This is a genomic window from Amycolatopsis sp. cmx-4-83 (assembly GCF_046548815.1).
GTDB classification, from domain to species: domain Bacteria; phylum Actinomycetota; class Actinomycetes; order Mycobacteriales; family Pseudonocardiaceae; genus Amycolatopsis; species Amycolatopsis pretoriensis_A.
This window is the reverse complement of record NZ_JAEBEF010000004.1, coordinates 579,935-603,191: the sequence shown is the minus strand read 5'-3', so window position 1 is coordinate 603,191 and position 23,257 is coordinate 579,935. Positions and strand designations below refer to the sequence as shown.

The 23,257-nt window shown below is 71.0% G+C and carries 27 protein-coding genes; 16 read left to right on the top strand and 11 right to left on the bottom strand.

Annotated elements, in window-relative coordinates; all coding sequences use genetic code 11:
• Positions 1-39: 39 nt before the first annotated feature.
• From ACLJQM_RS15320 to ACLJQM_RS15310, 3 genes are all read left to right on the top strand, one after another.
• Positions 40-630 (top strand): TetR/AcrR family transcriptional regulator, encoded by a 591-nt coding sequence (locus ACLJQM_RS15320; RefSeq protein WP_247020049.1) that lies wholly within the window; start codon positions 40-42, stop codon positions 628-630.
• A 305-nt stretch (positions 631-935) separates the two neighbouring features.
• A complete protein-coding gene (locus ACLJQM_RS15315; protein ID WP_247020047.1) occupies positions 936-1,775 on the top strand; it encodes a chitosanase in 840 nt (279 codons plus the stop codon).
• Between the two features lie 39 nt (positions 1,776-1,814).
• Positions 1,815-2,450 carry a L,D-transpeptidase family protein gene (locus ACLJQM_RS15310; protein WP_410631756.1) on the top strand — a complete coding sequence of 212 codons (636 nt, stop codon included), beginning with the start codon at positions 1,815-1,817 and terminating at the stop codon, positions 2,448-2,450.
• Here the strand turns inward: ACLJQM_RS15310 and ACLJQM_RS15305 are convergent.
• Genes ACLJQM_RS15305 through ACLJQM_RS15295 form a run of 3 tightly spaced genes read right to left on the bottom strand, consistent with a single transcriptional unit; the run spans position 2,440 to position 4,589 of the window.
• Positions 2,440-3,426: a PHP domain-containing protein gene (locus tag ACLJQM_RS15305; RefSeq protein WP_247020043.1), complete on the bottom strand. Its 987-nt coding sequence runs from the start codon at positions 3,424-3,426 to the stop codon at positions 2,440-2,442. The genes ACLJQM_RS15310 and ACLJQM_RS15305 overlap by 11 nt on opposite strands.
• Before the next feature lie 9 nt (positions 3,427-3,435).
• The gene (locus ACLJQM_RS15300; protein ID WP_410631755.1) at positions 3,436-3,939 is read right to left on the bottom strand and encodes a metallophosphoesterase family protein; all 504 of its coding nucleotides are present in this window, start codon (positions 3,937-3,939) and stop codon (positions 3,436-3,438) included.
• On the bottom strand, positions 3,936-4,589 hold the full coding sequence (locus ACLJQM_RS15295; protein ID WP_410631754.1) for a GntR family transcriptional regulator: 654 nt from the start codon (positions 4,587-4,589) through the stop codon (positions 3,936-3,938). Before ACLJQM_RS15295 ends, ACLJQM_RS15300 begins: the two co-directional genes overlap by 4 nt.
• A 77-nt stretch (positions 4,590-4,666) precedes the next feature.
• On the opposite strand from ACLJQM_RS15295, the gene araD reads away from it, so the two are divergent.
• The 3 genes from araD to ACLJQM_RS15280 all read left to right on the top strand — a co-directional run bounded on the left by araD (position 4,667) and on the right by ACLJQM_RS15280 (position 9,541).
• On the top strand, positions 4,667-6,379 hold the full coding sequence (gene araD, locus ACLJQM_RS15290; protein ID WP_410631753.1) for an L-arabinonate dehydratase: 1,713 nt from the start codon (positions 4,667-4,669) through the stop codon (positions 6,377-6,379).
• A 129-nt stretch (positions 6,380-6,508) separates the two neighbouring features.
• On the top strand, positions 6,509-8,290 hold the full coding sequence (locus ACLJQM_RS15285; protein ID WP_410631752.1) for a VanW family protein: 1,782 nt from the start codon (positions 6,509-6,511) through the stop codon (positions 8,288-8,290).
• 51 nt (positions 8,291-8,341) lie between these two features.
• On the top strand, positions 8,342-9,541 hold the full coding sequence (locus ACLJQM_RS15280; protein ID WP_410631751.1) for an MFS transporter: 1,200 nt from the start codon (positions 8,342-8,344) through the stop codon (positions 9,539-9,541).
• A gap of 31 nt (positions 9,542-9,572) precedes the next feature.
• Here ACLJQM_RS15280 and ACLJQM_RS15275 read toward each other — a convergent pair whose 3' ends face one another.
• Positions 9,573-9,830 (bottom strand): hypothetical protein, encoded by a 258-nt coding sequence (locus ACLJQM_RS15275; protein ID WP_360777134.1) that lies wholly within the window; start codon positions 9,828-9,830, stop codon positions 9,573-9,575.
• A gap of 206 nt (positions 9,831-10,036) precedes the next feature.
• Here ACLJQM_RS15275 and ACLJQM_RS15270 point away from each other — a divergent pair, with 206 nt between their 5' ends.
• Entirely contained in the window at positions 10,037-11,311 is a 1,275-nt protein-coding gene (locus tag ACLJQM_RS15270; protein ID WP_360777136.1) for a diguanylate cyclase, read from the top strand.
• Here the strand turns inward: ACLJQM_RS15270 and ACLJQM_RS15265 are convergent, their stop codons facing one another.
• Positions 11,312-12,664, bottom strand: coding sequence for a TrpB-like pyridoxal phosphate-dependent enzyme (locus ACLJQM_RS15265; protein WP_410631750.1), 1,353 nt, complete (start codon positions 12,662-12,664; stop codon positions 11,312-11,314).
• 65 nt (positions 12,665-12,729) lie between these two features.
• On the opposite strand from ACLJQM_RS15265, the gene ACLJQM_RS15260 reads away from it, so the two are divergent.
• From ACLJQM_RS15260 to ACLJQM_RS15250, 3 genes are all read left to right on the top strand, one after another.
• A complete protein-coding gene (locus ACLJQM_RS15260; RefSeq protein ID WP_410631749.1) occupies positions 12,730-13,587 on the top strand; it encodes an arginase family protein in 858 nt (285 codons plus the stop codon).
• Complete coding sequence (locus tag ACLJQM_RS15255) at positions 13,584-14,246, top strand: dienelactone hydrolase family protein (protein ID WP_410631748.1); 663 nt, start codon at positions 13,584-13,586, stop codon at positions 14,244-14,246. Before ACLJQM_RS15260 ends, ACLJQM_RS15255 begins: the two co-directional genes overlap by 4 nt.
• Before the next feature lie 82 nt (positions 14,247-14,328).
• Positions 14,329-14,790: a phage tail protein gene (locus tag ACLJQM_RS15250; protein WP_410631747.1), complete on the top strand. Its 462-nt coding sequence runs from the start codon at positions 14,329-14,331 to the stop codon at positions 14,788-14,790.
• Positions 14,791-14,811: 21 nt separating this feature from the next.
• Here ACLJQM_RS15250 and ACLJQM_RS15245 read toward each other — a convergent pair whose 3' ends face one another.
• Positions 14,812-15,246 (bottom strand): hypothetical protein, encoded by a 435-nt coding sequence (locus ACLJQM_RS15245; RefSeq protein ID WP_410631746.1) that lies wholly within the window; start codon positions 15,244-15,246, stop codon positions 14,812-14,814.
• Positions 15,247-15,434: 188 nt separating this feature from the next.
• On the opposite strand from ACLJQM_RS15245, the gene ACLJQM_RS15240 reads away from it, so the two are divergent.
• The gene (locus ACLJQM_RS15240; RefSeq protein ID WP_410631745.1) at positions 15,435-15,611 is read left to right on the top strand and encodes a hypothetical protein; all 177 of its coding nucleotides are present in this window, start codon (positions 15,435-15,437) and stop codon (positions 15,609-15,611) included.
• Positions 15,612-15,660: 49 nt separating this feature from the next.
• Here the strand turns inward: ACLJQM_RS15240 and infA are convergent, their stop codons facing one another.
• The 3 genes from infA to ACLJQM_RS15225 all read right to left on the bottom strand — a co-directional run bounded on the left by infA (position 15,661) and on the right by ACLJQM_RS15225 (position 18,204).
• Positions 15,661-15,882: a translation initiation factor IF-1 gene (gene infA, locus ACLJQM_RS15235; protein WP_410631744.1), complete on the bottom strand. Its 222-nt coding sequence runs from the start codon at positions 15,880-15,882 to the stop codon at positions 15,661-15,663.
• Positions 15,882-16,547 carry a GNAT family N-acetyltransferase gene (locus tag ACLJQM_RS15230; protein ID WP_410631743.1) on the bottom strand — a complete coding sequence of 222 codons (666 nt, stop codon included), beginning with the start codon at positions 16,545-16,547 and terminating at the stop codon, positions 15,882-15,884. Before ACLJQM_RS15230 ends, infA begins: the two co-directional genes overlap by 1 nt.
• Before the next feature lie 262 nt (positions 16,548-16,809).
• Positions 16,810-18,204 carry a hypothetical protein gene (locus ACLJQM_RS15225; protein WP_360777149.1) on the bottom strand — a complete coding sequence of 465 codons (1,395 nt, stop codon included), beginning with the start codon at positions 18,202-18,204 and terminating at the stop codon, positions 16,810-16,812.
• A 122-nt stretch (positions 18,205-18,326) separates the two neighbouring features.
• Between ACLJQM_RS15225 and ACLJQM_RS15220 the strand changes: the two genes are divergently transcribed.
• Genes ACLJQM_RS15220 through ACLJQM_RS15210 form a run of 3 tightly spaced genes read left to right on the top strand, consistent with a single transcriptional unit; the run spans position 18,327 to position 20,459 of the window.
• Positions 18,327-18,947 (top strand): glyoxalase, encoded by a 621-nt coding sequence (locus ACLJQM_RS15220; RefSeq protein WP_410631742.1) that lies wholly within the window; start codon positions 18,327-18,329, stop codon positions 18,945-18,947.
• Between the two features lie 40 nt (positions 18,948-18,987).
• Positions 18,988-19,626, top strand: coding sequence for a hypothetical protein (locus tag ACLJQM_RS15215; protein WP_360777153.1), 639 nt, complete (start codon positions 18,988-18,990; stop codon positions 19,624-19,626).
• Positions 19,627-19,664: 38 nt separating this feature from the next.
• A complete protein-coding gene (locus tag ACLJQM_RS15210) occupies positions 19,665-20,459 on the top strand; it encodes an Fpg/Nei family DNA glycosylase (RefSeq protein ID WP_410631741.1) in 795 nt (264 codons plus the stop codon).
• Here the strand turns inward: ACLJQM_RS15210 and ACLJQM_RS15205 are convergent.
• The gene (locus ACLJQM_RS15205; protein ID WP_410631740.1) at positions 20,456-20,938 is read right to left on the bottom strand and encodes a DinB family protein; all 483 of its coding nucleotides are present in this window, start codon (positions 20,936-20,938) and stop codon (positions 20,456-20,458) included. The genes ACLJQM_RS15210 and ACLJQM_RS15205 overlap by 4 nt on opposite strands.
• 88 nt (positions 20,939-21,026) lie before the next feature.
• Between ACLJQM_RS15205 and ACLJQM_RS15200 the strand changes: the two genes are divergently transcribed.
• Positions 21,027-21,821, top strand: a complete 795-nt coding sequence (locus ACLJQM_RS15200) for a PIG-L family deacetylase (protein ID WP_247020003.1) — start codon at positions 21,027-21,029, stop codon at positions 21,819-21,821.
• Positions 21,822-21,827: 6 nt separating this feature from the next.
• Here ACLJQM_RS15200 and ACLJQM_RS15195 read toward each other — a convergent pair whose 3' ends face one another.
• Positions 21,828-22,226, bottom strand: coding sequence for a RidA family protein (locus ACLJQM_RS15195; protein ID WP_410631739.1), 399 nt, complete (start codon positions 22,224-22,226; stop codon positions 21,828-21,830).
• Between the two features lie 46 nt (positions 22,227-22,272).
• Here ACLJQM_RS15195 and mtnA point away from each other — a divergent pair, with 46 nt between their 5' ends.
• Positions 22,273-23,238 carry an S-methyl-5-thioribose-1-phosphate isomerase gene (gene mtnA, locus ACLJQM_RS15190; protein WP_410631738.1) on the top strand — a complete coding sequence of 322 codons (966 nt, stop codon included), beginning with the start codon at positions 22,273-22,275 and terminating at the stop codon, positions 23,236-23,238.
• Positions 23,239-23,257: the final 19 nt, after the last annotated feature.

The window sequence follows — 23,257 nt, the reverse complement described above, 5'->3', positions numbered from 1 at the left end:
TGACGGTACCCCGATTCCGGACCTGACTAGAGTGCACGCATGGCCCGACTCACCCGCGCGGAAAGCCAGGCACGCACCCGGCAGCAGCTGATCGACACCGCCAAGGAGCTCTTCCTGCGCGACGGCTACTCGGTGACGTCGCTGGAGAAGGTCGCGGACGAGGCCGGGTACTCGAAGGGCGCGGTGTACTCGAACTTCCGCAGCAAGGACGAGCTCTGCCTCGCGGTGCTCGACCGGATCCACGACGAGCAGGTCACACTGGTCGCCGAGGCGCTGTCCGGCGCGGACGGGATGGAAGGGCTGCTCACGGCGTTCCAGGCGTGGGCCGAGCGCAGCATCGGCGACGAGGCCTGGACCGCGCTGGAGGTCGAGTTCGCCACGAACGCCCGCCGCGACCCGCACGTTCGCGCCGAACTGGCCGCGCGCGACAAGGCCATCCGCGAAACCATCGCCGGCCTGCTCACGGGCTACGCCGAGCGCTTCGCGATCACCCTCCCGATGTCGGCCGACGACGCCGCGACGGCCCTGCTCAGCCTGGGCATCGGCCTGGGCGTGCAGCGGGCGATCGACCCGACGATCCCGGTGAACGTGCTCCCGGACGTGATCAGGCTCTTCGCCGGCGCCCGCTGAGCCGTCCCGGCCGTCCCGGCTCGCCCGGCCCGCACGGACGTCATGAACGAGTCGTTCACCGCGCCCCACGCGGTGAAAGGGTCGTTCATGACATCGGCCCCCGTGGCGACCTCGGCGCAGCCCCCCGGCCACCGTCCTAACCGGACCCCAGCACTGGTCTGGACCGTTCACGAACATGAACGAATTCCGCCTCTTGTGGAGCCCGCTGACTCTTCGCTACCGTGTCGCTACGCCGCAGCTCCACCCGCATCACCCGTAACCGCCGTGATCCCCCACGGCGCACACCGCGGAAAGGGTCTCCTCCCATGAGCAAGAAGTTGCGGCCGGTTCTCGTCGGCGCGCTCGGCGCCGCCTCCGTGGCCGCCCTCGTGATCACCACCCCCGCGATCGCCGCGAACGAAACCACCAGCGTGACCAGCGCGAGCGTCCGAGCCGCCGGTGACCTGTCGGTGCCGGCGAAGAAGGAGATCGCGATGAAGCTGGTCTCCAGCGCGGAAAACTCGTCGCTGGACTGGAAAGCGCAGTACAAGTACATCGAGGACATCGGTGACGGCCGCGGGTACACCGCCGGCATCATCGGGTTCTGCTCCGGCACCGGCGACATGCTCGAACTCGTCGAGGCGTACACGAATTCCGTCCCGGACAACCCGCTCGCGAAGTTCCTTCCCGCGCTGCGCAAGGTGAACGGCACCGATTCGCACAGCGGCCTCGGCTCGGCGTTCGAGAGCGCGTGGAAGCAGGCCGCGGCCACCAGCGCGTTCCAGACCGCGCAGAACAACGAGCGCGACCGCGTCTACTTCAACCCGGCCGTGAGCCAGGGGAAGTCGGACGGCCTCAGCAACCTCGGCCAGTTCGCCTACTACGACGCGATCGTCATGCACGGCCCCGGTGACAGCTCCGACAGCTTCGGCGGCATCCGCAAGGCCGCGATGAAGAAGGCGAAGACGCCGGCCCAGGGTGGCGACGAGGCGACCTACCTCAAGGCGTTCTTCGCCGCGCGCAAGGTCATCATGAAGCAGGAAGAGGCGCACGCCGACACCTCCCGCGTCGACACCGAGCAGCTGGTGTTCCTCAACGCGGGCAACTTCGACCTGCACACGCCGCTGAAGTGGAAGGTCTACGGCGACTCCTACACCATCAACTGAACCCGGCGCGGCCCGCGTGGCACCGTTAGGCTCTCCGGTATGCGCAGGAGATCCCTCGGTGTCACGCTGGCCGCGGCCGCGCTGCTGACCAGCGGGGCCGCCTCGCCGGAGCAGCCCGAGCCGGAACAGCGCATCACCGTCCGAGCCGATCCGGCGGACGCGACCACGGCCGTCCTCACGGCGTGGCAGCGCACCGGCGGCGAGTGGACGAAGGCCTACGGGCCGGTTCGAGCGCACGTCGGGAAGAACGGGGTCGGGCAGGCGAGCGAGTCGACGTCCCACACCCCGGCGGGCGTCTGGCCGCTGACCGAGGCGTTCGGTACCGCACCGGCGCAAACCCGGCTGCCCTACCGGGAAGTCACCACCTCGGACTGGTGGGTGTCCGACGTCGCTTCCCCGCACTACAACACGCACTTCTCCTGCGCTCCCGGCACGTGCCCGTTCGACGAGGCCGCCGGGGAGAACCTCGGCAAGGCGGGCGCGGTCTACGCCAACGCCGTCGTCATCGACTACAACCGCGCACCCGTCGTGCCGGGCGCGGGTTCGGCGTTCTTCCTGCACGTCACCGACGGGAAGCCGACCGCCGGCTGCGTCGCGATCCCCGGCGCGGACCTGACGGAGCTCCTGCGCTGGCTCGACCCGGCCCGGCACCCGGTCATCGAGATCAGCGGCTGACCAGCTCGTCGGCCGTGCGGGTGTTCAGGATGCGCTCGGGGCCGATCCCCGCCTTGATCGCGCGCTCGCAGCCGTAGCCCAGCCAGTCGAGCTGGCCCGGCGCGTGCGCGTCGCTGTCGATGGTGAAGTCGCAGCCGATCTCCGCGGCCAGCCGCAGCAGGCGCATCGGCGGGTCGAGCCGCTCCGGCCGGGAGTTGATCTCGACCGCCACGCCGTTCTCGCGGCACGCGGTGAACACGGCTTCGGCGTCGAACTCCGACTCGGGACGGCCGCGGCCGACGACCAGCCGGCCGGTGCAGTGCCCGAGCACCCGCGTGCGCGGGTTCCGGACCGCCGCCACCATCCGCCGGGTCATGTCCCTGGCCGGCATCCGCAGCTTCGAGTGCACGCTCGCGACGACGAAGTCCAGCTGCCCCAGCAGTTCGTCCTCCTGGTCGAGGGCACCGTCGTCGAGGATGTCGACCTCGATGCCGTGCAGCAGCCGGAACGGCGCCATCAGCTCGTTGGCCTTCGCGACGATCTGCATCTGCGTCCGCAGCCGGTCCGGCGAAAGCCCGTTCGCGACGGTCAGCCGCGGCGAGTGGTCGGTCAGCACCATCCACTCGTGGCCGAGGTCCCGCCCCGCGACGGCCATCTCGCCGATCGAGCTGCCGCCGTCCGACCAGTCCGAATGGGTGTGGCAGTCCCCGCGCAGCGCCGACCGCAGCGGCTCGCCGTCCGGGAGTTCCTTCTCGACGAGCTTGGCGCGGTACGCCGGATCGCGCCCGGCCAGCGCGTCCTCGACGACCCCGGCGGTCGCCTTGCCGATGCCGGGCAGCGAGGTGAGCGTGCCGTTCTCCGCCATCGAGGCCAGCTGCGAAGCGTCGGTCTTGTCGACGGTCGCGGCCGCGTTCCGGAACGCCCGGACGCGGTAGGTCGGTTCCCCCGCGCGTTCGAGCTGGAACGCGATCTCCCGCAAGGCCCATGCCGGATCCATGGGACCTGTCTACCCCCTCGGGGGCAGTTGATGCAGCTCGACGTCCACCAGAACGCCGTCCTCGACGCGCGCGGTCTGGTACGTGCAGTGCGGCTGGCGGCGGCGGTCGGTCGGCGAACCGGGGTTGAGCAGCCGCAACCCGGACGGCGCCACGGTGTCCCACGGGATGTGGCTGTGCCCGAACACGAGCACGTCGGTGTCCGGGAACTGCGCGTCGCACCGCTGCTCACGGCCCTGCTTCGCGCCGGTTTCGTGGATCACGGCCAGCCGGACGCCGTCGAGGTCCGCCCGCGCGATCTCCGGGAGCCGCGCCCGCAGGTCGGGGCCGTCGTTGTTGCCGTAGACGCCGATCAGCCGCTTGCTGCGCGCCTCGAGCTCGTCCAGCAGGGCGACCTCGACCCAGTCACCCGCGTGCACGACGACGTCGGCGGCCTCGACCTCGGCCCACACCTGCGGCGGCAGCACGCGGGCGCGGGCGGGCAGGTGCGTGTCCGAGATGAGGAGCAGCTTCACCCGATGGCCTTCAGCACCCGGTCCAGGAACCCGCCGATGTGCTCGCGCAGCAGCGCCGCGGCCCCTTCGGCGTCGCCCTTCTTGGCCGCCGCGAGCACCGCCTTGTGCTCGGTCCACTCCTTCTTCCAGCTGGGGTTGGCTTCCCAGCCGACGACGCTGATCAGCGCCGCGCGGTCCTTGAGGTCGTCGAGGATGCTGACCATCAGCGGGTTGCCGCAGCCGCGGTAGAGGGCGCGGTGGAACCGGCGGTTCAGCAGGCTGAGCGCGGCCTGGTCCTTGTCCGCGATCGCCGACGACGCCTCCTTCAGCGCCTCCGCCGCGTCCTCGAGCAGGGCGGGGTCGCGCCGCTCGACGGTCCGCCGGACGGCTTCCGGCTCGAGCACCGTCCGGACGTCGTAGACGGACTTCGCCAGCTCGGCGTCGACCGTGACCACGGACGCGCCCTTGTACGGGCTGAACGTCACCAACCCGGAGTTGGAGAGCACCTTGAGCGCCTCGCGCACCGGCGTCTTGGACACGCCGAGGCGCGCGGCCAGCTCCGCTTCGACGAGCGGCTGGCCGGGAACCAGCTCGCGGGTGAGGATGCCGCGCCGGATCTCCTCCAGGACCACTTCGGTCCGGGAGGCCGGCAAGCTGAACGTCCCGGTCATGGCGCGCTCCCTCACTAGTGTCGGAACCCATTCAACCAGGCCCCCGAGATCATATATCAGATGCCATACTGGATCGCATGAAGACGCCCGAGGAGCTCCGCAGCCACCGCTGGTTCGGCGGCGACGAGCTGCGCAATTTCAGCCACCGCGCCCGCGGCCGCCAGCTCGGCTACAACCCGGAAGAGCACCTCGGCAAACCGGTCGTCGGCATCCTCAACACCTGGTCCGACATCAACCCCTGCCACATGCACCTGCGCGAACGCGCCGAGCAGGTCAAGCGCGGCGTCTGGCAGGCCGGCGGCTTCCCGCTGGAGTTCCCGGTCGCGACGCTGTCGGAGACCTACCAGAAGCCGACGCCGATGCTCTACCGCAACCTCCTCGCCATGGAGACCGAGGAGATCCTGCGGTCCTACCCGATCGACGGCGCCGTCCTGATGGGCGGCTGCGACAAGACGACGCCGGCGTTGCTGATGGGCGCGGCGAGCGCCGGGCTGCCCGCGATCTTCGTGCCGGCCGGGCCGATGCTGCGCGGGCACTGGCGCAACGAAGTCCTCGGCAGCGGCACCGACATGTGGAAGTACTGGGATGACAAGCGTGCCGGGCTCATCGGCGACGCGGAAATGTCCGAATTGGAGCGAGGTCTCGCCCGTTCCCCCGGGCACTGCATGACGATGGGGACGGCGTCGACCATGACGTCGGCCGCGGAGGTGCTCGGCGTGACACTGCCGGGCGCCGCGTCGATCCCCGCCGTCGACTCGGCGCACCACCGGATGGCCGCGGCGAGCGGCGCGCGGATCGTGGGCATGGTCTGGGAAGACCTGACGATCACGCAGGTGCTGGACAAGCGCGCGTACGCCGACGCGATCACCACCGTGCTCGCGCTGGGCGGCTCGACCAACGCCGTGATCCACCTGATCGCGATGGCCGGGCGCAGCGGGATCCCGCTGTCGCTGGCCGACTTCGACGCCATCGCGCGGCGCGTGCCGGTGCTCGCGAACATCCGCCCCGGCGGCGACTGGCTGATGGAGGACTTCTACTACGCGGGCGGGCTGCCCGGGCTGCTGTCGCGGCTGACCGACCTGCTGCACCCCGACCGGCCCACCGTCACCGGACGCACCCTCGGCGAGAACCTCGCCGCCGCGCAGGTGCACGACGACGACGTCATCCGGCCGCGGGACAACCCGGTGGCGGCCGAAGGCGGGGTCGCCGTCCTGCACGGCAACCTGGCGCCGTCCGGCGCGGTCATCAAGCACATCGCGGCCGAGGCGCACCTGCTCACGCACACCGGCCCGGCCGTGGTGTTCGAGGACTACGCGGACCTCAAGAAGCGGATCGACAACCCGGACATCACCGCCGATTCGGTACTGGTGCTGCGGGGCTCCGGCCCGCTCGGCGGCCCGGGGATGCCCGAGTACGGGATGCTGCCGATCCCCGCGCACCTGCTCGAGCAGGGCGTCCGGGACATGGTCCGGATCTCGGACGCGCGGATGAGCGGCACCAGCTACGGCGCCTGCGTGCTGCACGTCGCCCCCGAGTCGCACGTCGGCGGCCCGCTCGCGCTGGTCCGCGACGGCGACCTGATCACCTTGGACGTTCCCGCCCGGACGCTGCGGCTCGAGGTGTCCGATGAGGAGCTCGAGCGACGGCGGGCGTCCTGGGTGGCCCCGGCGCCGCGGTTCGAGCGCGGTTACGGCGCGCTCTACAGCGAACACATCACGCAGGCCGACGAAGGCTGCGACTTCGACTTCCTGGCCCGGCCGGGACACAATCCCGAGCCCGACGCGCGGTGAGGTTGCCTCGGTCGGCCGTTCCGTGACCGGTTCATCCCCCGTTAGGGCGAGTCGTACGGCTTGTCCGGGTGCCCCGTACGCTGAGGCCGTCACCGGCGCGATCCGGTGCCGCGTTGAAGGGGTGGAGAGTTGCCGTACGAACCGCGCTGGCCCGAGTCACACGGTGAGCAGACGGACGTCCTGCCGGTCGTCCGGCCCGAGCCGGAAGCCACGCCCCCGAAGCAGCGCGACCTGCGCAAAGCCGGCTGGATCGCGGGCGGGGTGTTCGGTTTCCTCGTCGTCGTCTACGGCGTCGACCTGCTGGTCAGCCAGGGCAGCGTGCCGCGCGGGGTGACCGTTGCCGGCGTCGACGTCGGCGGGATGGACCGCGCCGCCGCCGAGCAGGAGCTGCGCGGCCGGATCGAGCCGCGGCTCACCCGTCCGCTGGCCGTGACGGCGGGCGACGTCCAGGGCACGCTCTCGCCGACCCTCGCCGGGCTGAAGCTCGACTGGCCGCAGACCCTCGACCAGGCCGGCGAGCAGCCGCTGAACCCGTTCACGCGCCTGTCGTCGCTGTTCTCCAGCCGCGAGGTCGGCGTCGTCAGCCACGCCGAGGACGCCAAGCTCACCGCCGCGCTGGAGCAGCTGCGCGGCCAGGTCGACCGCGACCCCGCCGAAGGCACCGTGAAGTTCGAGGGCGTGAACCCGGTCGCCGTGCCGCCGAAGGCCGGCCAGAAGCTCGACGTGCCGGCCGCGAGCGCCGCCGTCGTCGAGCACTGGGCGCGGGGCGAGACCCTCGCGCTGCCGGTGACGAGCACGCCGGTCCGCACCACCCCCGAAGGCGTCCAGGCCGCGCTCGACCAGTTCGCGCGGCCCGCCGTTTCGGGCCCGCTGGTGGTCAAGGGCGAGGGCAAGAACGCCACCGTGAAGCCGGAGGCGATCGCCGCGGCGATCACGTTCGAGCCCGCCGACGGCGGCGGCCTGAACCCGAAGATCGACAACGCCAAGATCGCCGAAGCCGCCGGGCCGCAGCTGAAGTCCACCGAGAAGGAGGGCAAGGAGGCGACCATCGTCTTCGAGGGCGGCAAGCCCACGGTCGCCCCCTCCACCGACGGCCGGACCATCGACTGGGACCCGAGCCTCAAGCCGCTGCCCGAGGTCCTGAAGAAGACCGACGGGCGCGAGGTGCCCGCCGTCTACAAGGACGCGCCGGCCAAGGTGACCACCGAGCAGGCGAACCAGCTGGGCGTGAAGGAGGTCGTCGGCGAGTTCACCACCGGCGGCTTCGCGGCCGACTCCGGCACGAACATCCGCGTCGTCGCGCAGAAGGTGAACGGCGCCATCGTCAAGCCGGGGGAAACCTTCAGCCTCAACGGGTTCACCGGCCCGCGCGGCAAGCCGCAGGGTTACGTCGAGGCGGGCGTGATCAAGGACGGCGCCCCGGGCCGCGAGGTCGGCGGCGGCATCTCGCAGTTCGCGACGACGCTGTACAACGCGTCCTACTTCGCGGGCATGAAGGACGCCGGGCACAAGGAACACAGCTACTACATCAGCCGCTACCCCGCCGCGCGCGAGGCGACGGTGTTCCAGAACCCCAACGGCTCCAGCGTGATCGACCTCAAGTTCACCAACGACTCGGCCACCGGCATCGCGATCCAGGCGATCTGGTCGCCGTCGTCGATCACGGTGAAGCTGTGGGGCACCAAGCGCTACACGGTCGAGTCGATCCCCGGCGGCCGCTCGAACCCGAGCGACCCGCAGCCCAAGCCGGGCCCGGCGGAGAACTGCCACGCGTCCAACGGCGCGCCCGGCTTCACCACGACGGACACGCGCGTGCTCAAGGACGCCGCGTCCGGCCGCGAAGTCAGTCGCTCGACCCGGACGGTCCACTACAACCCGCAGCCGAAAATCACGTGCGGCGAAGGCCAGTGACCTCCTAACGGCCGTTCACGCTGGGCGTCCGCGCCGGTACCCTGAGTGCCCATGGCGGCACGCGCGGTCGGGTTCCGGGACGTCCTCGGCGTGACCGAGTTCCGGGCGCTGTTCTCCGCGCAGCTGGTCTCGGTCACCGGTGACCAGCTGGCGCGCGTTGCGTTGTCGATCCTGGTCTACGACCGCACGAATTCGCCGGGCTGGGCCGCGCTGGCGTACGCGCTGACGTTCCTGCCGGACCTGGTCGGCGGGCCGCTGCTGTCCGGGCTGGCCGACCGCCACCCGCCGCGGGCGGTGATGGTCGTGGCCGACGTCCTGCGCGCGGCCGCGGTGGCCGCGATGGCGGTGCCCGGTCTCCCGCTGGCGCCGGTGGCGGCGCTGCTGGTCGGCGTCCAGCTGCTCAACCCGGTCTGGAACGCGGCGCGCGCGGCACTGCTGCCGCAGGTGCTGCCCGGCGACACCTTCGTGCCCGGCATGGGTTTGCTGATGATGCTGGTGCAGGCGGGCCAGGTCGCCGGCTTCGCGCTGGGCGGGCTGCTCGTGGCGGCCATCGGCACCGGCGGGGCACTGCTGGCGGACGCGATCAGCTTCGCGGCGTCGGCGCTGTTCCTGGTCACCGGCGTCCACACGCGGGCGCCCCGCGAATCGTCCGGCGTGCGCTGGTGGCGGCACGTCCGCGCGGGCTGGACGGTGGTGACCGGCGACCGGCGGCGGCTCGCGCTGGTGGCGCTGGGGTGCGTGTCGGGGATCTACATCGCGGGCGAGGCGATCGCCGCCCCGTACGCCGCCGAACTCGGGGGCGGCGCGGTGGTGGTCGGGCTGCTGCTGGCGGCGTACGCGCTGGGGAACGTGCTCGGGATGGCGGCGTTGTCGCGGATCCCGCCCGAGCGGCGGGCGCGGCTGCTCGGGCCGCTGGCGGTGCTGGCGTGCGCGGCCCTGCTCGGCTGCGCGCTGCGGCCGAACCTGGAGGGCACGCTGGCGCTGCTGACGCTGTCCGGGGTGGCGAGTTCGTACAACCTGATCGCGAACACGACGTTCGTCCAGCTGACCCCGGACACCCAGCGCGCGCAGGCGTTCGGCTTCGCGCTGACGGCGCTGCGGGTGTCGCAGGGCCTGGGCGTGGTGCTGGCCGGGCTCGCGGCGGAACGCGCGGCCCCGCACGGGGTGGTCGCCGGCGCGGGCGCGATCGGCGTGGCGGCGGCGATCGGCGCGGCGGCGCTGTGGCGTCGTGCGCAACCGGATTCCCGGTGACCGGCCCGGCCGGCCGGTCACCGGGCACGGGTCAGGACCGCGTCCAGTCGGTCGGGCACTGCGGCAGCGGTGACGAGACGCCGGGGCGGGTCCAATCCGTCGGCAGCTCGCGCACGGTCCAGTCGGTGGGCAGTTCGCGGGCGGTCCAGTCGGTCGGCAGCTGCCGCGGGGTCCAGTCGGTCGGGATCGCGCGGGTCCAGTCGGTGGGGAGCTGCCGCGTCCAGTCGGTCGGCCGCTGCGCGCGGCGGCGGGACGGGACGATGTTGCTGGTGGGGAGGAAGTGCGACATGGTTTCTCCTAGGTGAGGGTTGTTGTACGGTGCGTAACCGGACGGTAGCCTGACCGGCCTAGTGACACACCGCGTTCATTCGATTACAGTGACGATTTCCGCGAAGAGTTCCGTCCTGAGAAGAGGGGCGTTTCGTGGGATTGTCCGGGTCCCCAGGGCGAAAGCCCAGCTCAGAACGTCCACGATCAGGTATCCGTACGTGGGCGATGTGGAAGCTGACCACTCCGGTGTTCGGCTATGTCCTCGTCGTCGACGCGCTGGCGCTGATCGCGGTCGTCGCGACGGCCACGCTCGTGCCGATCACCGCCCAGTCGATGCTCTGGTGTGGACTGATCCTCGCGGGCGAAATCGTGCACCTCGAAGCGGCGCAACGCATCGAGCGCATCCGCGAGCTCGCCGCCGACGGCCGCCCGCACATGCACCTGCAGTCGATCTGGATCTTCGCCGGGCTGCTCCTGCTGCCCCCGCCACTGGCCACACTCGTCATCGTCGTCAGCTACGCCCATTCCTGGGTCCGCGTTTACAAACGACGCGGCGTGATTCACCGGAAAGTGTTTTCCGGGGCCACCGTCATCCTCGCTTGTTTCGCCGCGGGCGCCGTTCTCCGGGCGGGAACCGGGTACGTGGCGCCGTACGTCCCCCACCTGGACGGCTTCGGCGGGATGACGGCGCTGCTGGCGGCCGGCCTCGTGTACTTCGGGCTCAACTACGTGCTGGTCATCCTCGCGATCCTGATGAGCAACCCGGGCAAGCCGCCGCGGCAGGCGTTCGGCAACCCGTCCGACGTGCTGATCGTGCTGGCCGCGGTCGGCGTCGGCTGCGGCATCGCGCTGGTGATGACGGTCCGGCCGTGGCTGCTGCCGGTGCTCATGGTGACGCCGGTGGCGCTGCACATCGGGCTGCTGCTCCCGCAGTTCCAGGCCGCCGCGCGCACCGACTCCAAGACGGCGCTGCTGGCCCCCGAGTTCTGGGTCCAGCTGGCCCGCAACGAACTGGCCCGCGCGACCGAGCTCGCCTCGACGGCGGGCGTCCTGATGATCGACATCGACCACTTCAAGGCCATCGACGACGGCAACGGCCACCTGGCGGGCGACGAGGTCCTCCGCGCGATCGCGGCGGCGATCCAGGGCTCGGTCCGCGGCGGCGACTACGTGGGCCGCTTCGGCGGTGACGAGTTCGTGGTGCTGCTCCCGGGCGCGACGAGCGCGGAGATCGTGGCGATCGCCGACCGCATCCGGACGGCGATCGCGCGGGTCGAGGTCGCGGTCCCGGTGATCCGCCCGGGCAAGCCCGAGGTGATCGCCGGCCTGACCGCGTCGATCGGTGCGGCGGTCTACCCGGAAACGGCCGCCGAGTACACGATCCTCCTGCAGGCCGCGGACGACGCGGTGTTCGAGGCGAAGGCGGCGGGCCGCGACCGGGTGGTCCTGGCCACGGCCCGCACGGAGCTCACCCGCCCCGAAATCCCCGACGCGCGCTGACTACGGCAGGGTCGCCAGCGACGCTTCGAGCGCCGAGTCCGGGAGCTCGTTGTCCACCATCTCCCCGGCCAGGTAAGCGCCGTACGCGGGCAGGTCGAGGTGCGCGTGCCCGCACAGCGCCGTGAGGATCACCTTCTGCTCACCGGTTTCCTTGCACCGCAACGCTTCCTGGATGCACGCCGCGAGCGCGTGGGTCGGCTCGGGGGCCGGGATGATCCCCTCCGCCCGCGCGAACTGCACCCCCGCGGCGAAGCACTCCTGCTGCCCGATCGCGAGCGCTTCGATCAGACCCAGCTCGTAGATGTGCGAGATCAGCGGCGACATCCCGTGGTAGCGCAGGCCGCCCGCGTGGATCGGGTCCGGGATGAAGTCGTGGCCGAGCGTGTGCATCTTGAGCAGCGGCGTGAGCCCGGCCGTGTCGCCGAAGTCGTAGGCGTACTTCCCGCGCGTCAGCGTCGGGCACGCGGCCGGCTCGACCGCGCGGATGACCGGGTCCATCCGGCCGGCCAGCTTCTCGCGCAGGAACGGGAAGGCGAGCCCGCCGAAGTTCGAGCCGCCGCCGGTGCAGCCGACGAGCACGTCGGGGGTGTCACCGGCCAGCTCGAACTGCTTCAGCGCTTCTTCGCCGATGATCGTCTGGTGCAGCAGCACGTGGTTGAGGACGCTGCCCAGCGCGTACCGCGTGTCCGGGTCCTGCGCGGCCTGCTCGACGGCCTCGCTGATCGCGATCCCGAGGCTGCCGGTCGAGTCCGGGTGCTCGGCGAGGATGGCCTTGCCGGACTCGGTCAGCTCGGACGGGCTCGGGTGGACGGTCGCGCCGAACGTCTCCATCATCAGCTTGCGGTAGGGCTTCTGGTCGTAGGAGGCCCGGACCTGCCACACCTCGCACCGGATGCCGTACTGCGCGCAGGCGAACGCGAGCGCGCTCCCCCACTGGCCGGCGCCGGTCTCGGTGGTCAGCCGGGTGACGCCCTCCTGCGCGTTGTAGAACGCCTGCGGCACCGCGGTGTTCGGCTTGTGCGAACCGACCGGGCTGACGCCCTCGTACTTGTAGTAGATCCGCGCCGGGGTGCCGAGCGCCTTCTCCAGCCGGCGCGCGCGGAACAGCGGCGACGGCCGCCACAGCCGGTAGACCTCCCGGACCTCCTCCGGGATGTCGACATAGCGATCGGTCGTCACTTCCTGGGCGATGAGCGCCTGCGGGAAGAGCGGCGCCAGATCGGCCGGACCGACCGGCTCGCGGGTGCCGGGGTGCAGCGGCGGCGGTGGCGGTTCGGGCAGGTCGGGAACGACGTTGTACCACTGCGTCGGGAGATCTTCTTCGTCCAGGATGTACTTGGTGCGGTCGGCCATCGCGCCTCCTAGGTCGGTCTCCCAACTTAGGTCGCGACCGGCCGCGGAGCCAGTACGGTGACCGGATGGGGAACTTGGTCCTGCTCGACGCTCCGTCCAACCTGGGCCTGCGCCCGCCGGCCGAGGGCGCGGTGCCCGGCTGCTACAAGACCCCCGGCGTGCTGCGCGACCTGGGCATCCTGCGCCGCCTGGGCGCCTCGGACGGCGGGGTCGTGATGCCCGGGCGGTACGTGGGCACCTGGCAGCCGGGCGACGGCGTCCGCAACTCGGCGGCGATCGCGGCCTGCACACGGGCACTCGCGGCCCGGATCGCGTCGGTGCGCGCCGGCGGTGGCTTCCCGGTCGTCCTGGGCGGCGACTGCTCGATCTCGCTGGGCGCGATGCTGGCGCTGCGCCGCTGCGGCCGCTACGGGATCGCCTACCTCGACGGCCACGACGACTTCCGCCACCTGCCCGCGGCCGAGCACGTCGGCGCGGCGGCGGGCGAGGACCTGGCGATCATGACCGGCCGCGGCGCCGACGACCTGGCCGACATCGACGGGCTCCGGCCGTACGTCCGCGACGAGGACGTCCTGGTCCTGGGCGTCCGGTCCGCCGAGTCGGCCCGGCTGGAGGCGGCGGGCATCGCGCACGTCACGTCGGAGTCGCTCATGGCCGGCACCCCGGTGCCGCCGGCCTTCCCGGACCTGGACGGGTTCTGGGTGCACGTGGACATCGACGTCCTCGACCCGGCGCACGTGTCCGCAGTGGACAGTCCCGACCCGCACGGTCTCGATCCGTCGACGGTGGTTTCGGTGCTGCGCGAGCTCTTGGCGCGCCCGGGCGCGGCGGGCTTCGAGCTGACGGTGTTCGACCCCGACCTCGACCCGGACGGTCACCAGGCCGCCCTGGTCGCCGACATCCTGGAAAGGGCGTTGCGATGACCGACCTCCCGATCTGGCACCCGCCATCCGGCCGCGGCCCGGGCCTGGTGCTGATCCAGGAGATCTTCGGCCTGGACGACTACCTCCGTTCGGTGGCTTCGGACCTCGCGGCGGCCGGGTACGTGGTGGCGATCCCGGAACTGTTCCGGCGGTTCGCCCCGGGCTGGTCGTCGACGCACGACGAAGCGGGCGTGGCGGCATCGATGGAGGTCGCGGCGTCGTTCGACCCGGAGCTGGGCCTGGCGGACGTGCTGGAGACGATGGCCCACCTCCGTTCCCGGCCGGCGGTGACCGGCGGCGTCGGCGTACTGGGCTTTTGCCTGGGCGGTTCGCTGGCGTTCGCGGCGGCGGCCGAAGGCGCCCCGGACACGGCGGTGTCGTTCTACGGCTCGACGGTGGCGTCGTCGATCGGGGACCTGCCCCGGGTGACGTGCCCGATCCAGTTCCACTTCGGCGGGAAGGACCCGTACATCCCCCGCTCGGACGTGGCTGTCGTCGAGTCCGCGGTGGCCGCGCACGAGGGCGCGGAGATCCACGTGCAGGAGGAGGCCGGGCACGCGTTCCACAACCACGTGGCCCCGATGTTCCACCACCCCGAGGCGGCGGCCCGGGCGTGGGAGCTGACGCTGACCTTCCTCCGGCGCACGTTGCCGGCGTGACCGACCGCCGGACCGGGTGACGACAGCCGGCTCGCGCGTGGACTACCTTCGTCACCAGCCGCTGACCCCGGAGGAGCCCACCATGCCCGAAGCCGTCGACTTCACCACCGTCTCGACCACCGGCCTGGAGTCGTCCCCGGTCGCGGCCGCCCTCGCCGGCCTGCGCGCGAACGAGGCTCGCTACTTCAAGAACAAGTACGACCACGTGTTCACGGTGTCCCCCGCGGGCGAGGTGCCGTCCACGGTCGAGTGGGTGCACCGGATCCTGTCGGAGGAGCGCGAGATCGTCGTCTCGTCCCCGGCCCTGGAGGCGACCGAGTTCGAGGTCGAGGGCATCCGGATGGCGTACGTGTTCTACGAGAGCGGGTTGTCGATCAACGTGATGTACACCCTCGAGGACGGCGGGAAGCGAGCGGTGGGTTTCAAGCTGTCGGAGGGGATGGAGGTGCCGGCGGAGCTGGCGGCGTTCAAGTTCGCCCGCCAGAAGTCCAAGCTGGCGGGAACGATCCGCGGGTCGTACTTCGTGATCAAGAAGGAGTACTGAACCCGACCGATCGAACCCAGGTCACTTCAAAACCTTTCGAACGGTCTTGATGCGCTTGTTGCCGCGCTCGAGATCGAGCTCTTCACTCTCGAACTCATATGCCTTCATCGACGCGAAGGTGTGCTCGACCATGTCGAGCGCCTTGGCGAACCCGGCGTGGTGCGCCGCTCGGTTGAGTTCTATGACGCGGTAGAGCAGCGCACGAGCACGGTCGGAGCGTTCGAAGACGCATGCCTGCATGATCGCCATCATGACCAATTCCTGATCACGAGGCTTCGACGGGATCCCGTCGCGGAGCAACTTCAACGCACCGAACGCCACCGACTCCTTATCACCCAGCAGAGTGCGGATGTCCTCCGCCTTTTTCGAAAGATGATCAGCAAGCCGGGCCACCACAAATGATAAAAGCGCGATCGCCAGAGCCGATATCGACACCGCGACCTTCACGATTTCCACAGGACACCTCCTGCCGATGATCGTTTGCTGACACGTCCTATTCACCAGGTCGCAAAAAATTGCCGGATGTTACTCCTGAATCGATTAACATCACAGCACACCGGTGTAACAACGCGCCCGCGTCGTCCGACCTAGTCCGGTCGAATCGCCGAAGAAAGGACGCGCCGCTGTCGTTCAACCAGGTCGAAATGACGAACGGGACCACCTACCGCGTGCTCGTCGAGTTCCGCGAGCTCGTGCAAGTCGTGGACTGCGCACTCAAGACCGGCGGGCTGATCACCCTCCCCATGGGCTTCAAGCAGCCCGGGAACCCGCGGACGATCAACCCCCAGCACATCGTCAGCGTGGTCGAAGGGATGCACTGAACGGGCCCGGGACGCCGTCGCCAGGCCGGAGCCCGGCGACGGCGATGAATCAATTCCGGTACCTGAACAGGATCCGCCCGCGGTTCAGGTCGTACGGGCTCAGCTCCACCAGCACCCGGTCGAACGGCAGGATCTTGATGTAGTTCTTCCGGATCTTCCCGCTGATGTGCGCGAGCACCTTGTGCCCGTTCTCCAGCTCCACGCGGAAAGTCGCGTCACGAAGGCACTCCAGCACCGTGCCCTCGACTTCGATCCTTCCCTTGCCGCCCATCAGCGCACCACCAGCTCGACGGTGCTGCCCATCCGGCGCGCCCCGAAGCCCTGGACCAACGCGATCGCCGTCGCATTGCCCTCGTCGACTTCGAACGAAACGGACTCGATTCCCCGGCGGTGCAAGGAATCCAGCACATGGGTCAGCAAGGAGCGTCCGATCCCGCGACGCCGATGATCGGCGCGAACCGCGATCAACCCGATCCGGGTCTGACGCCGCACCGGGCCCAACCGGACCAAGCCCACGTAGTGCCCGGCTTCCGAAGCCACCACGTACTTCGCCAAGTCCAGGACAGCGGGACGCGGCAACACCTCGGCGGGCATGGAAGACCACCCTGCCGAAGCCTCAACCTCGGCGCGGACGACGTCGTCGAGAGAACGCAGCAGATCCTGGTCCGCCGCGGGCCCGATCGTCGCCCCAGGCGGAACAGTCGCCGGGGCAGTGGCCACGACGTACTCGAACTCACGCCGCCGGGTCGTGAAACCGGCGTGCTCCCAGCAGGACTTCAACCCGTCGTCGGCCTCGTCGACCACGGTGTACAGCGGACGGGGCAACGCCGGCAGCATCGCCGACGCCAGCCGCGCGAAGTCGTCGGTGTGCCACGTGTCGATGCTCAGGAACAGGCGCCCGTCGGGGCGCCGGGACGCTTCGGCCCGGCCGACCACGCGGTCGGCAGACAGTGCGTGCCAGTGGTGTTCCGCCACCCGCGTGATGACCGCAGCGGGCTCGGAATGCGGAGAATCCATGGAAAAGCCTTTCGGGAGTGCTTGCTCACAGCGCTCCCGGCGGCCCCTGCGTCAGCCGCCAGACCGTGACAACGAGGGGAGCACCCACGACGATCCAACGTTCACGGGTACCACCTCCTCGGGCAAGATCACGGTTCGATGGCAAGCTACCAAAACCCGCGCGCAGCCGTCCAACGGTTTATCACGGGTGCTCGTTCAGCCACCTCGTCGCCGTGCCGATCGGGTCGTGGCCGGCGAAGCCTTCGAGCTTCTTGGCGTGGCGGCGCAGGGACTCCGTGATCTCGGCCTCCGTGCGGCCGTGGCGGTCGGCCGCGATCTGCAGGTGGGCCGCGCTCTCCTTGACCTCCCAGGCAAGGTCGGACATCAGGTTGCCGGCCAGCGCCGCCAGTTCCTGCCACGCCGGGAACGGGCCGTCCGTCGTGTCGGAGACGCCGAGGTCGCTCGGCCGGTACCAGGCCGCGCCGCACATCGAACCCCAGTAGACGAGGTCCGCGCCCTCGTTGATCTGCTTTTCGATCTGCGGCAGCGTGTCGGTGGCGAGGAAGTGCAGCACCTCCAGGTCGACCTTGATCCCGCTGACGTCGACCGCTTCGAGCAGAGCCGGCTTCGGCATCGCGAACGACTTCGACCGCCGCGTGACGGTGTCCATGCCGTCCTTGATCTTGCCCTTGATGTCGTCCTCGCAGCCGCGGATCGTGCGCGCGAGCGTCTTCAACGCCTCCCCCGCGCTCGCGATCACCTTCTCCGGGGTGCCGCCGGCGAACTCGACCGGCTGCTTGTTCGGCTCGTCGCCCGCGTGGAGCAGCGTTTCCAGCGCCGGGAGCGCCGCGCCGACGCCGGCCAGGATCGGCTGTGCCGGGGTCGGGAACGCCGCCGCGAGGGCGAACAACGCCGTGATCGTGCCGAGGTCGGCGACGGCCGAGCCGCGGTCCTTCATGGCCGCGTGCATCTTGTCGGCGATGGCGTGGACGTCCTCGCGCGCCTTCGCCCAGATCTCCTTCTCGCCGCACAACGTCACGCCGGCCAGCAGCGCGACGGCGTACTGGCCGTGGAGCACCGTCGGCAGCGGGGTGCAGAAGTTCTGGTCGAACGCGAAGATCGTGGCGCCGCGCATGTTTTCGCCGCCGATCTTCTCCTGCAGGTAGCCGACGGTGTCGAGCGCGGCGTTGCCGACCGAGCTGACCCGGTCGGCGGCGCTCGTCAGCGACACGTACCAGGCGGCGTCGCGGACCTGGTCGAGGTAGGCGTCGAAGTCCGCCGGGTCCGGGATGGACCGCCACGGGCGGAACAGGTCCCGGATCGTCGTCTCGAAGTACCCGTAGACCTGCGAGCCCGCGTTCGGGCCGGACCCGTGGTCGAGCCCGTCGGCGTACCCGGGCAGGCCGCCGCTCAGGACCTGGCCGCCCGAGGTCCGGGAAGGACGGCCCGGCGGCGTGATCTCGGCGCCGTTGGTGGCCGGCCACTGCTCGTAGTTGCCGTGGATGTTGCGCTGCCAGCCGCGCGAGGTCATGAAGAACTCGATCGCCTCGTCGATGATCCGTTCGACCGTCTCGTCCAGCTGTTCCGCGAACCCCATCGCCGTCCTCTCCGTGCCGTGCCAGGTCGGGTGGACCACGCGCGACTGGGCCGAACGGTTTAGCGCGGACCGGTCAGGAATCGAGAAGCGCCGGTCACGGGGGCGGACCTAGCGTTACCGGCATGACGAACATCGACACCATCACCCTCGAGGTGGCCGACCCCGCCGCCGCCGAACGCTTCCACACCGCCGCCTTCGGGCCGGCCCTCCCGCTGCGCTTCCGCGCCGGCCAGGAGTCGTCCACCGGCTTCCGCGGCTTCACGCTCTCCCTGGTCGTCGCCCAGCCCGCGGACGTCGATTCCCTGGTCGGCACGGCCCTCGAGGCCGGCGCGACGACGCTCAAGGCGCCCGCGAAGTCCATGTGGGGTTATGGCGCGGTCGTACAGGCCCCGGACGGGACGATCTGGAAGATAGCGACGTCGGCGAAGAAGAACACGGGCCCGGCCACCCGCGAGTTCGGCCCGGTCGTGCTCCTGCTGGGCGTCGCCGACGTGGCGGCGAGCAAGAAGTTCTACAGCGACCACGGCTTCCCGGTCGGCAAGAGCTTCGGGCGCGTGTACGTGGAGTTCGACACCGGCGAGAGCCCGGTCAAGCTGGCGCTGTACCGGCGCAAGGCGCTGGCGAAGGACGCGGGCGTCTCCCCGGAGGGAACGGGCTCGCACCGCATCGCGGTCGGGGGCGCGGCGTTCACCGACCCGGACGGCTTCGCGTGGGAGACGACCGCCGCGGCCGAGCTGTCCTGAACCGTGTAATGAGCGGAGCCGGAAACCCGACTACCTGCTCATGCCCCACGTTGCTCTGCCCGGCGAACCCGAGGCCATCCTGGTCGACCCGCAGCGGTGGGCGGCCCGGCTCCCACCCGGCGCGTGGCCGGAAGACTTCGCGCTCGACGGCCAGGTCCGGCGTGCCGACGTGTTCGCACTCGCGGATCGCTGGCGGGCGCTGGACGTTCCGACCCTGCAGTTCACGGCCGGGGTACTGGCGTGGGGCCACGGGATCCGCGGCTACGGACCCCACCGGACCAGCCGGGTCCTGGAGCAGCCGGGCGCGGCCGAACGCCTGGAAGCGGCGCTGGCCGGACTCCGGGCGGACGTCACCCCGGACGTGCTGCTCGACAGCTACGAACGGTTCGGCACCACCGCGAAGGTCCGCGGCCTCGGGGCGGCGTTCTTCACGAAGCTTCTCTACTTCGCCGGGTACCGCCGCGGCGAAGGGGGCGTCCAGCCGCTGATCCTCGACCGGGTCGTGGCGAGGCGCCTGCCCGGGGAAGCGGGCCCGGCCGGGAAGTACACCACGGCGTGGTGGAGCAGCACCTGGTCGGACTACCTGCGCTGGGCCGCCGAGCAGGCCCGGCGCCCGGAGTACGGCAACGAACCGGATCGCGTCGAGATGGCCCTGTTCACCGGTGTCTGGACGGCCTGACTTCTGCGAACCCCCGCCGCAGTCGGCAGACTGGGGCGATGCCGGAACTGCCCGAAGTGGAACTCGCCCGTCAAGTCCTCGCCGGGGCGCTCGGGCGGAAGATCCGGGAGGTCGACGACCACGACGACTGGGTCTGCCGCCCGCACGCGCCCGGGGACATCCGGAGCGCGCTGCGGGGCGGCATGCTCACCGAAGCGCACCGGCGGGGGAAAACCCTGTGGTGTGAAACCGAAAACGACCGCGGGAAACCCGGTCCCACGCTCGGCCTGCACCTCGGGATGGCCGGGCAGCTGCGGTTCGGCGACGAGAGCGGGCCGCCCCGGCGGCGGCGTGATCGCGACGAGAAGCCCGAGTGGTTCCGGTTCGCGATCACCTTCGCCGACGGCGAACAGCTGCGGCTCTTCGACACCCGGCGGCTCAGCCGGGTGCGGCTCGATCCCGATCTCGACGCGCTCGGGCCGGACGCCGGGGAGATCTCGCGCCCGGACTTCCGGGAGCGCGTCGGGCGGGGGCGGGCGCCGCTCAAGGCCCGGCTGCTGGACCAGTCCGTCGTCGCCGGGATCGGGAACCTGCTGGCCGACGAGACCCTCTGGCAAGCCGCGCTGAGCCCGGCACGACCGGTCAACGACCTGGACGACGACGAGCTCACCGGCCTCCACAAGGCGCTGCGGAAGGCGTTGCGCGCCGCGATCAAGCACGGTGGCGTGCACACCGGCGAGATCATCGGCCACCGCCGGGCCGGCGACCACTGCCCGCGGTGCGGTGCCGAAATGGCGCACGGCACCGTCGGCGGCCGCTCGACCTGGTGGTGCTCGAAGGAACAGGCCGGCTAACGCGGCCCCAGCCCGGTGCGGCCGTCGAGCAGCTCGCGCGCCGCGTCGAGGTGGCCCGCGTGCCGCGCCGTCTCCTCGATGACGTGGAGCACCACCCCGCGCAGGTCGGTGATCTCCTCGCCGAGCGAACCCGGGTGGCGCGCCCGCGGCGGCGTCGACAACGGCGTCGCCGCGAACACCTCGTCGGACCGGCGGCACTGCTCGCGGTAGAACGCGAAAACGGCCTCCGGACGCCGTGGCGTGGTCAGCGGCCGGTGGTCGTCCGGCCAGGACAGGGGATCCGCCGAGCCGGTGACGATCTCCTGGAACCAGTGCCGCTCGGCGTACCCCAGGTGCTCCACCATGCCGAGCGACGTCCAGCCGGACGGCAGGACCGGCCTCGTCAGCTCCTCCTCCCCGAGCCCGTCGAGGATCGCCAGAACGCTTTCGCGCTGCGCCCGCAGGAACGCCAGCAGCGTGCTCTTCTCGTCGTCGGTCACGGGCACGGACGCTAGCGGCACCCACCGACAAAAACCGGCGCACGGCGGCGAGCGGAATTTGTCGGACCCTTTCGGTAGCGTCGCAGTCATGGCAACACTGGTCACCTTCCACGCCCACCCGGACGACGAGTGCCTCCGCACCGCGGGCGTCATGCGCAAAGCCGTCGAGGACGGGCACCGGGTCGTGCTCGTCGTCGCCACCAAGGGCGAAGTCGGCGAGGTCCCCGACGGCTTCCTCGCCGAGGGCGAAAAACTCGAGGACCGGCGGGTCCAGGAGGCGCACGCGGCCGCGGCGATCCTCGGCGTCGAACGCGTCGAGTTCCTGGGCTACCGCGACTCCGGGATGATGGGCGAACCGACGAACGACGACCCGTCGTGCTTCTGGCGCGCCGACGTCGAAAAGGCGGCCGAGCAGCTCGCGGCGATCCTGCGCGAGGAATCGGCCGACGTCCTGACGGTCTACGACGACAACGGCGATTACGGCCACCCGGACCACATCCAGGTCCACCGCGTCGGCATGCGCGCGGCCGAGCTGGCCGGCACCGGCCGCGTCTTCCAGGCGACGTTCAACCGCGAATTCATGCAACGCGGCTTCGAAGCGGCGGTCGAGCAGGGCCTGATGCCGCCGGAGGCGGCCCCGAAACCGCCGGAGAACGTCGAGTTCGGCAAACCGGAAGCGGAAATCACGGCGGCGGTCGACGTGGCGAAGTACTCGTCGGTCAAGCGGGCGGCGATGCGGGCGCACCCCAGTCAGATCAGCGAGGAGATGTTCATGCTGGCGATGCCGGACGACGCCTTCGCGTTCGCCTTCGGCACGGAGTGGTTCATCCGGTGGGGGCAGGGGCCGGGGATCACGGAAACGGACCTGATGGCCGGACTCTGACCACTTTCACGCGAGCGCGGCCGTCACGTCCAGTTCCACCAGCTGGCCCGGGAACCCCAGCTGGGCGACACCCAGCAAGGTGCTCGCCGAGCTGAACGCCTCGCCGATCGAGGACGCCTTCAGCCGCGCCCACACCGCCGAGAGCGTCTCGCGGTCGGTGGTCACCACGTAGATCACCGTGCGGACCACGTCGGCCGGTCCGGCGCCGGCGAACGCCAGCGCGGCCGCCGTGTTGGCGGCCACCTGGTCGGTCTGGGCGAGCACGCCGCCCTCGACCACCGAGCCGTCGGCGGTGAGCGGGCACTGGCCGGCCAGGTGGACCGTGCGCGTCGCCGTGGTCACCGTCACGTGGTGGTAGCCCGGCGGCGTGTGCAGGCCGGGCGGGTTCTGCCGTTCAATGGTCACCACCGCATCTTCACCAGTGCGGCAACCGGATTTCGCGGGAGGGTTCGTGCGCAGGACGATCGACTGGGCCGACGGCGCCGTCGTCATCATCGACCAGACGGCGCTGCCCGGGGACTACCGGCTGCTCGAGCTGCGGACGGTCGGTGAACTCGTCGACGCCGTCAAGCGGCTCGCCGTCCGCGGGGCGCCCGCGCTCGGCGCCGCCGGGGCGCTCGGGGTCGCGCTGGCCGCCCGGCTGGGTGGTGACGTCGAGGCGGACGCCGAGCTGATCGCGCACGCGCGCCCGACCGCGGTCAACCTCGCCTGGGGCGTCCGGCGGGCGCTCGCCAAGCTCGACCAGGGCGCGGACGCCGTCCTCGCCGAGGCGCTGGCCCTGCTGACCGAGGACGAAGAGCTCAACAAGACGGCTTCCGCGCACGCCGCCGAGATCGTGCTCGCGGAGTGCCCGCGCCGGCCGTTGCGGCTGCTGAGCCACTGCAACGCGGGGCGCCTCGCGACCGTCGGCTGGGGCAGCGCGCTCGGCGTCGTCTGGCACCTGCACGAACGCAGGCTCGTCGAAGAGGTCCTGGTCGACGAGACGCGTCCGCTGCTCCAAGGCGCCCGGCTGACGGCGTGGGAGCTGGCGCAGGCCGGCGTCCCCCACCGCGTCCAGCCCGACTCGGCGGCCGCGGCCGCCATGGCGCGCGGGATGGTCGACTGCGTACTGGTCGGCGCCGACCGGATCGCGACGAACGGCGACGTCGCCAACAAGATCGGCACCTACGGCCTGGCGATCGCCGCCCGGCACCACGGCGTCCCGTTCGTCGTGGTCGCGCCTTCGTCCACTGTGGACGACCAGCTGGCGGACGGCGCGGGCATCGCGATCGAAGAACGCGATGCCCGCGAACTCACCGAGTACGCCGGAACCCCGGTCACGCCACCGGGCACCGAGGTGTTCAACCCCGCCTTCGACGTCACCCCGTTCGACCTGATCACGGCCGTGGTGACCGAGCGGGGGCGCCTGGCACCCTAGGTCGCATCCCGGCGGACCG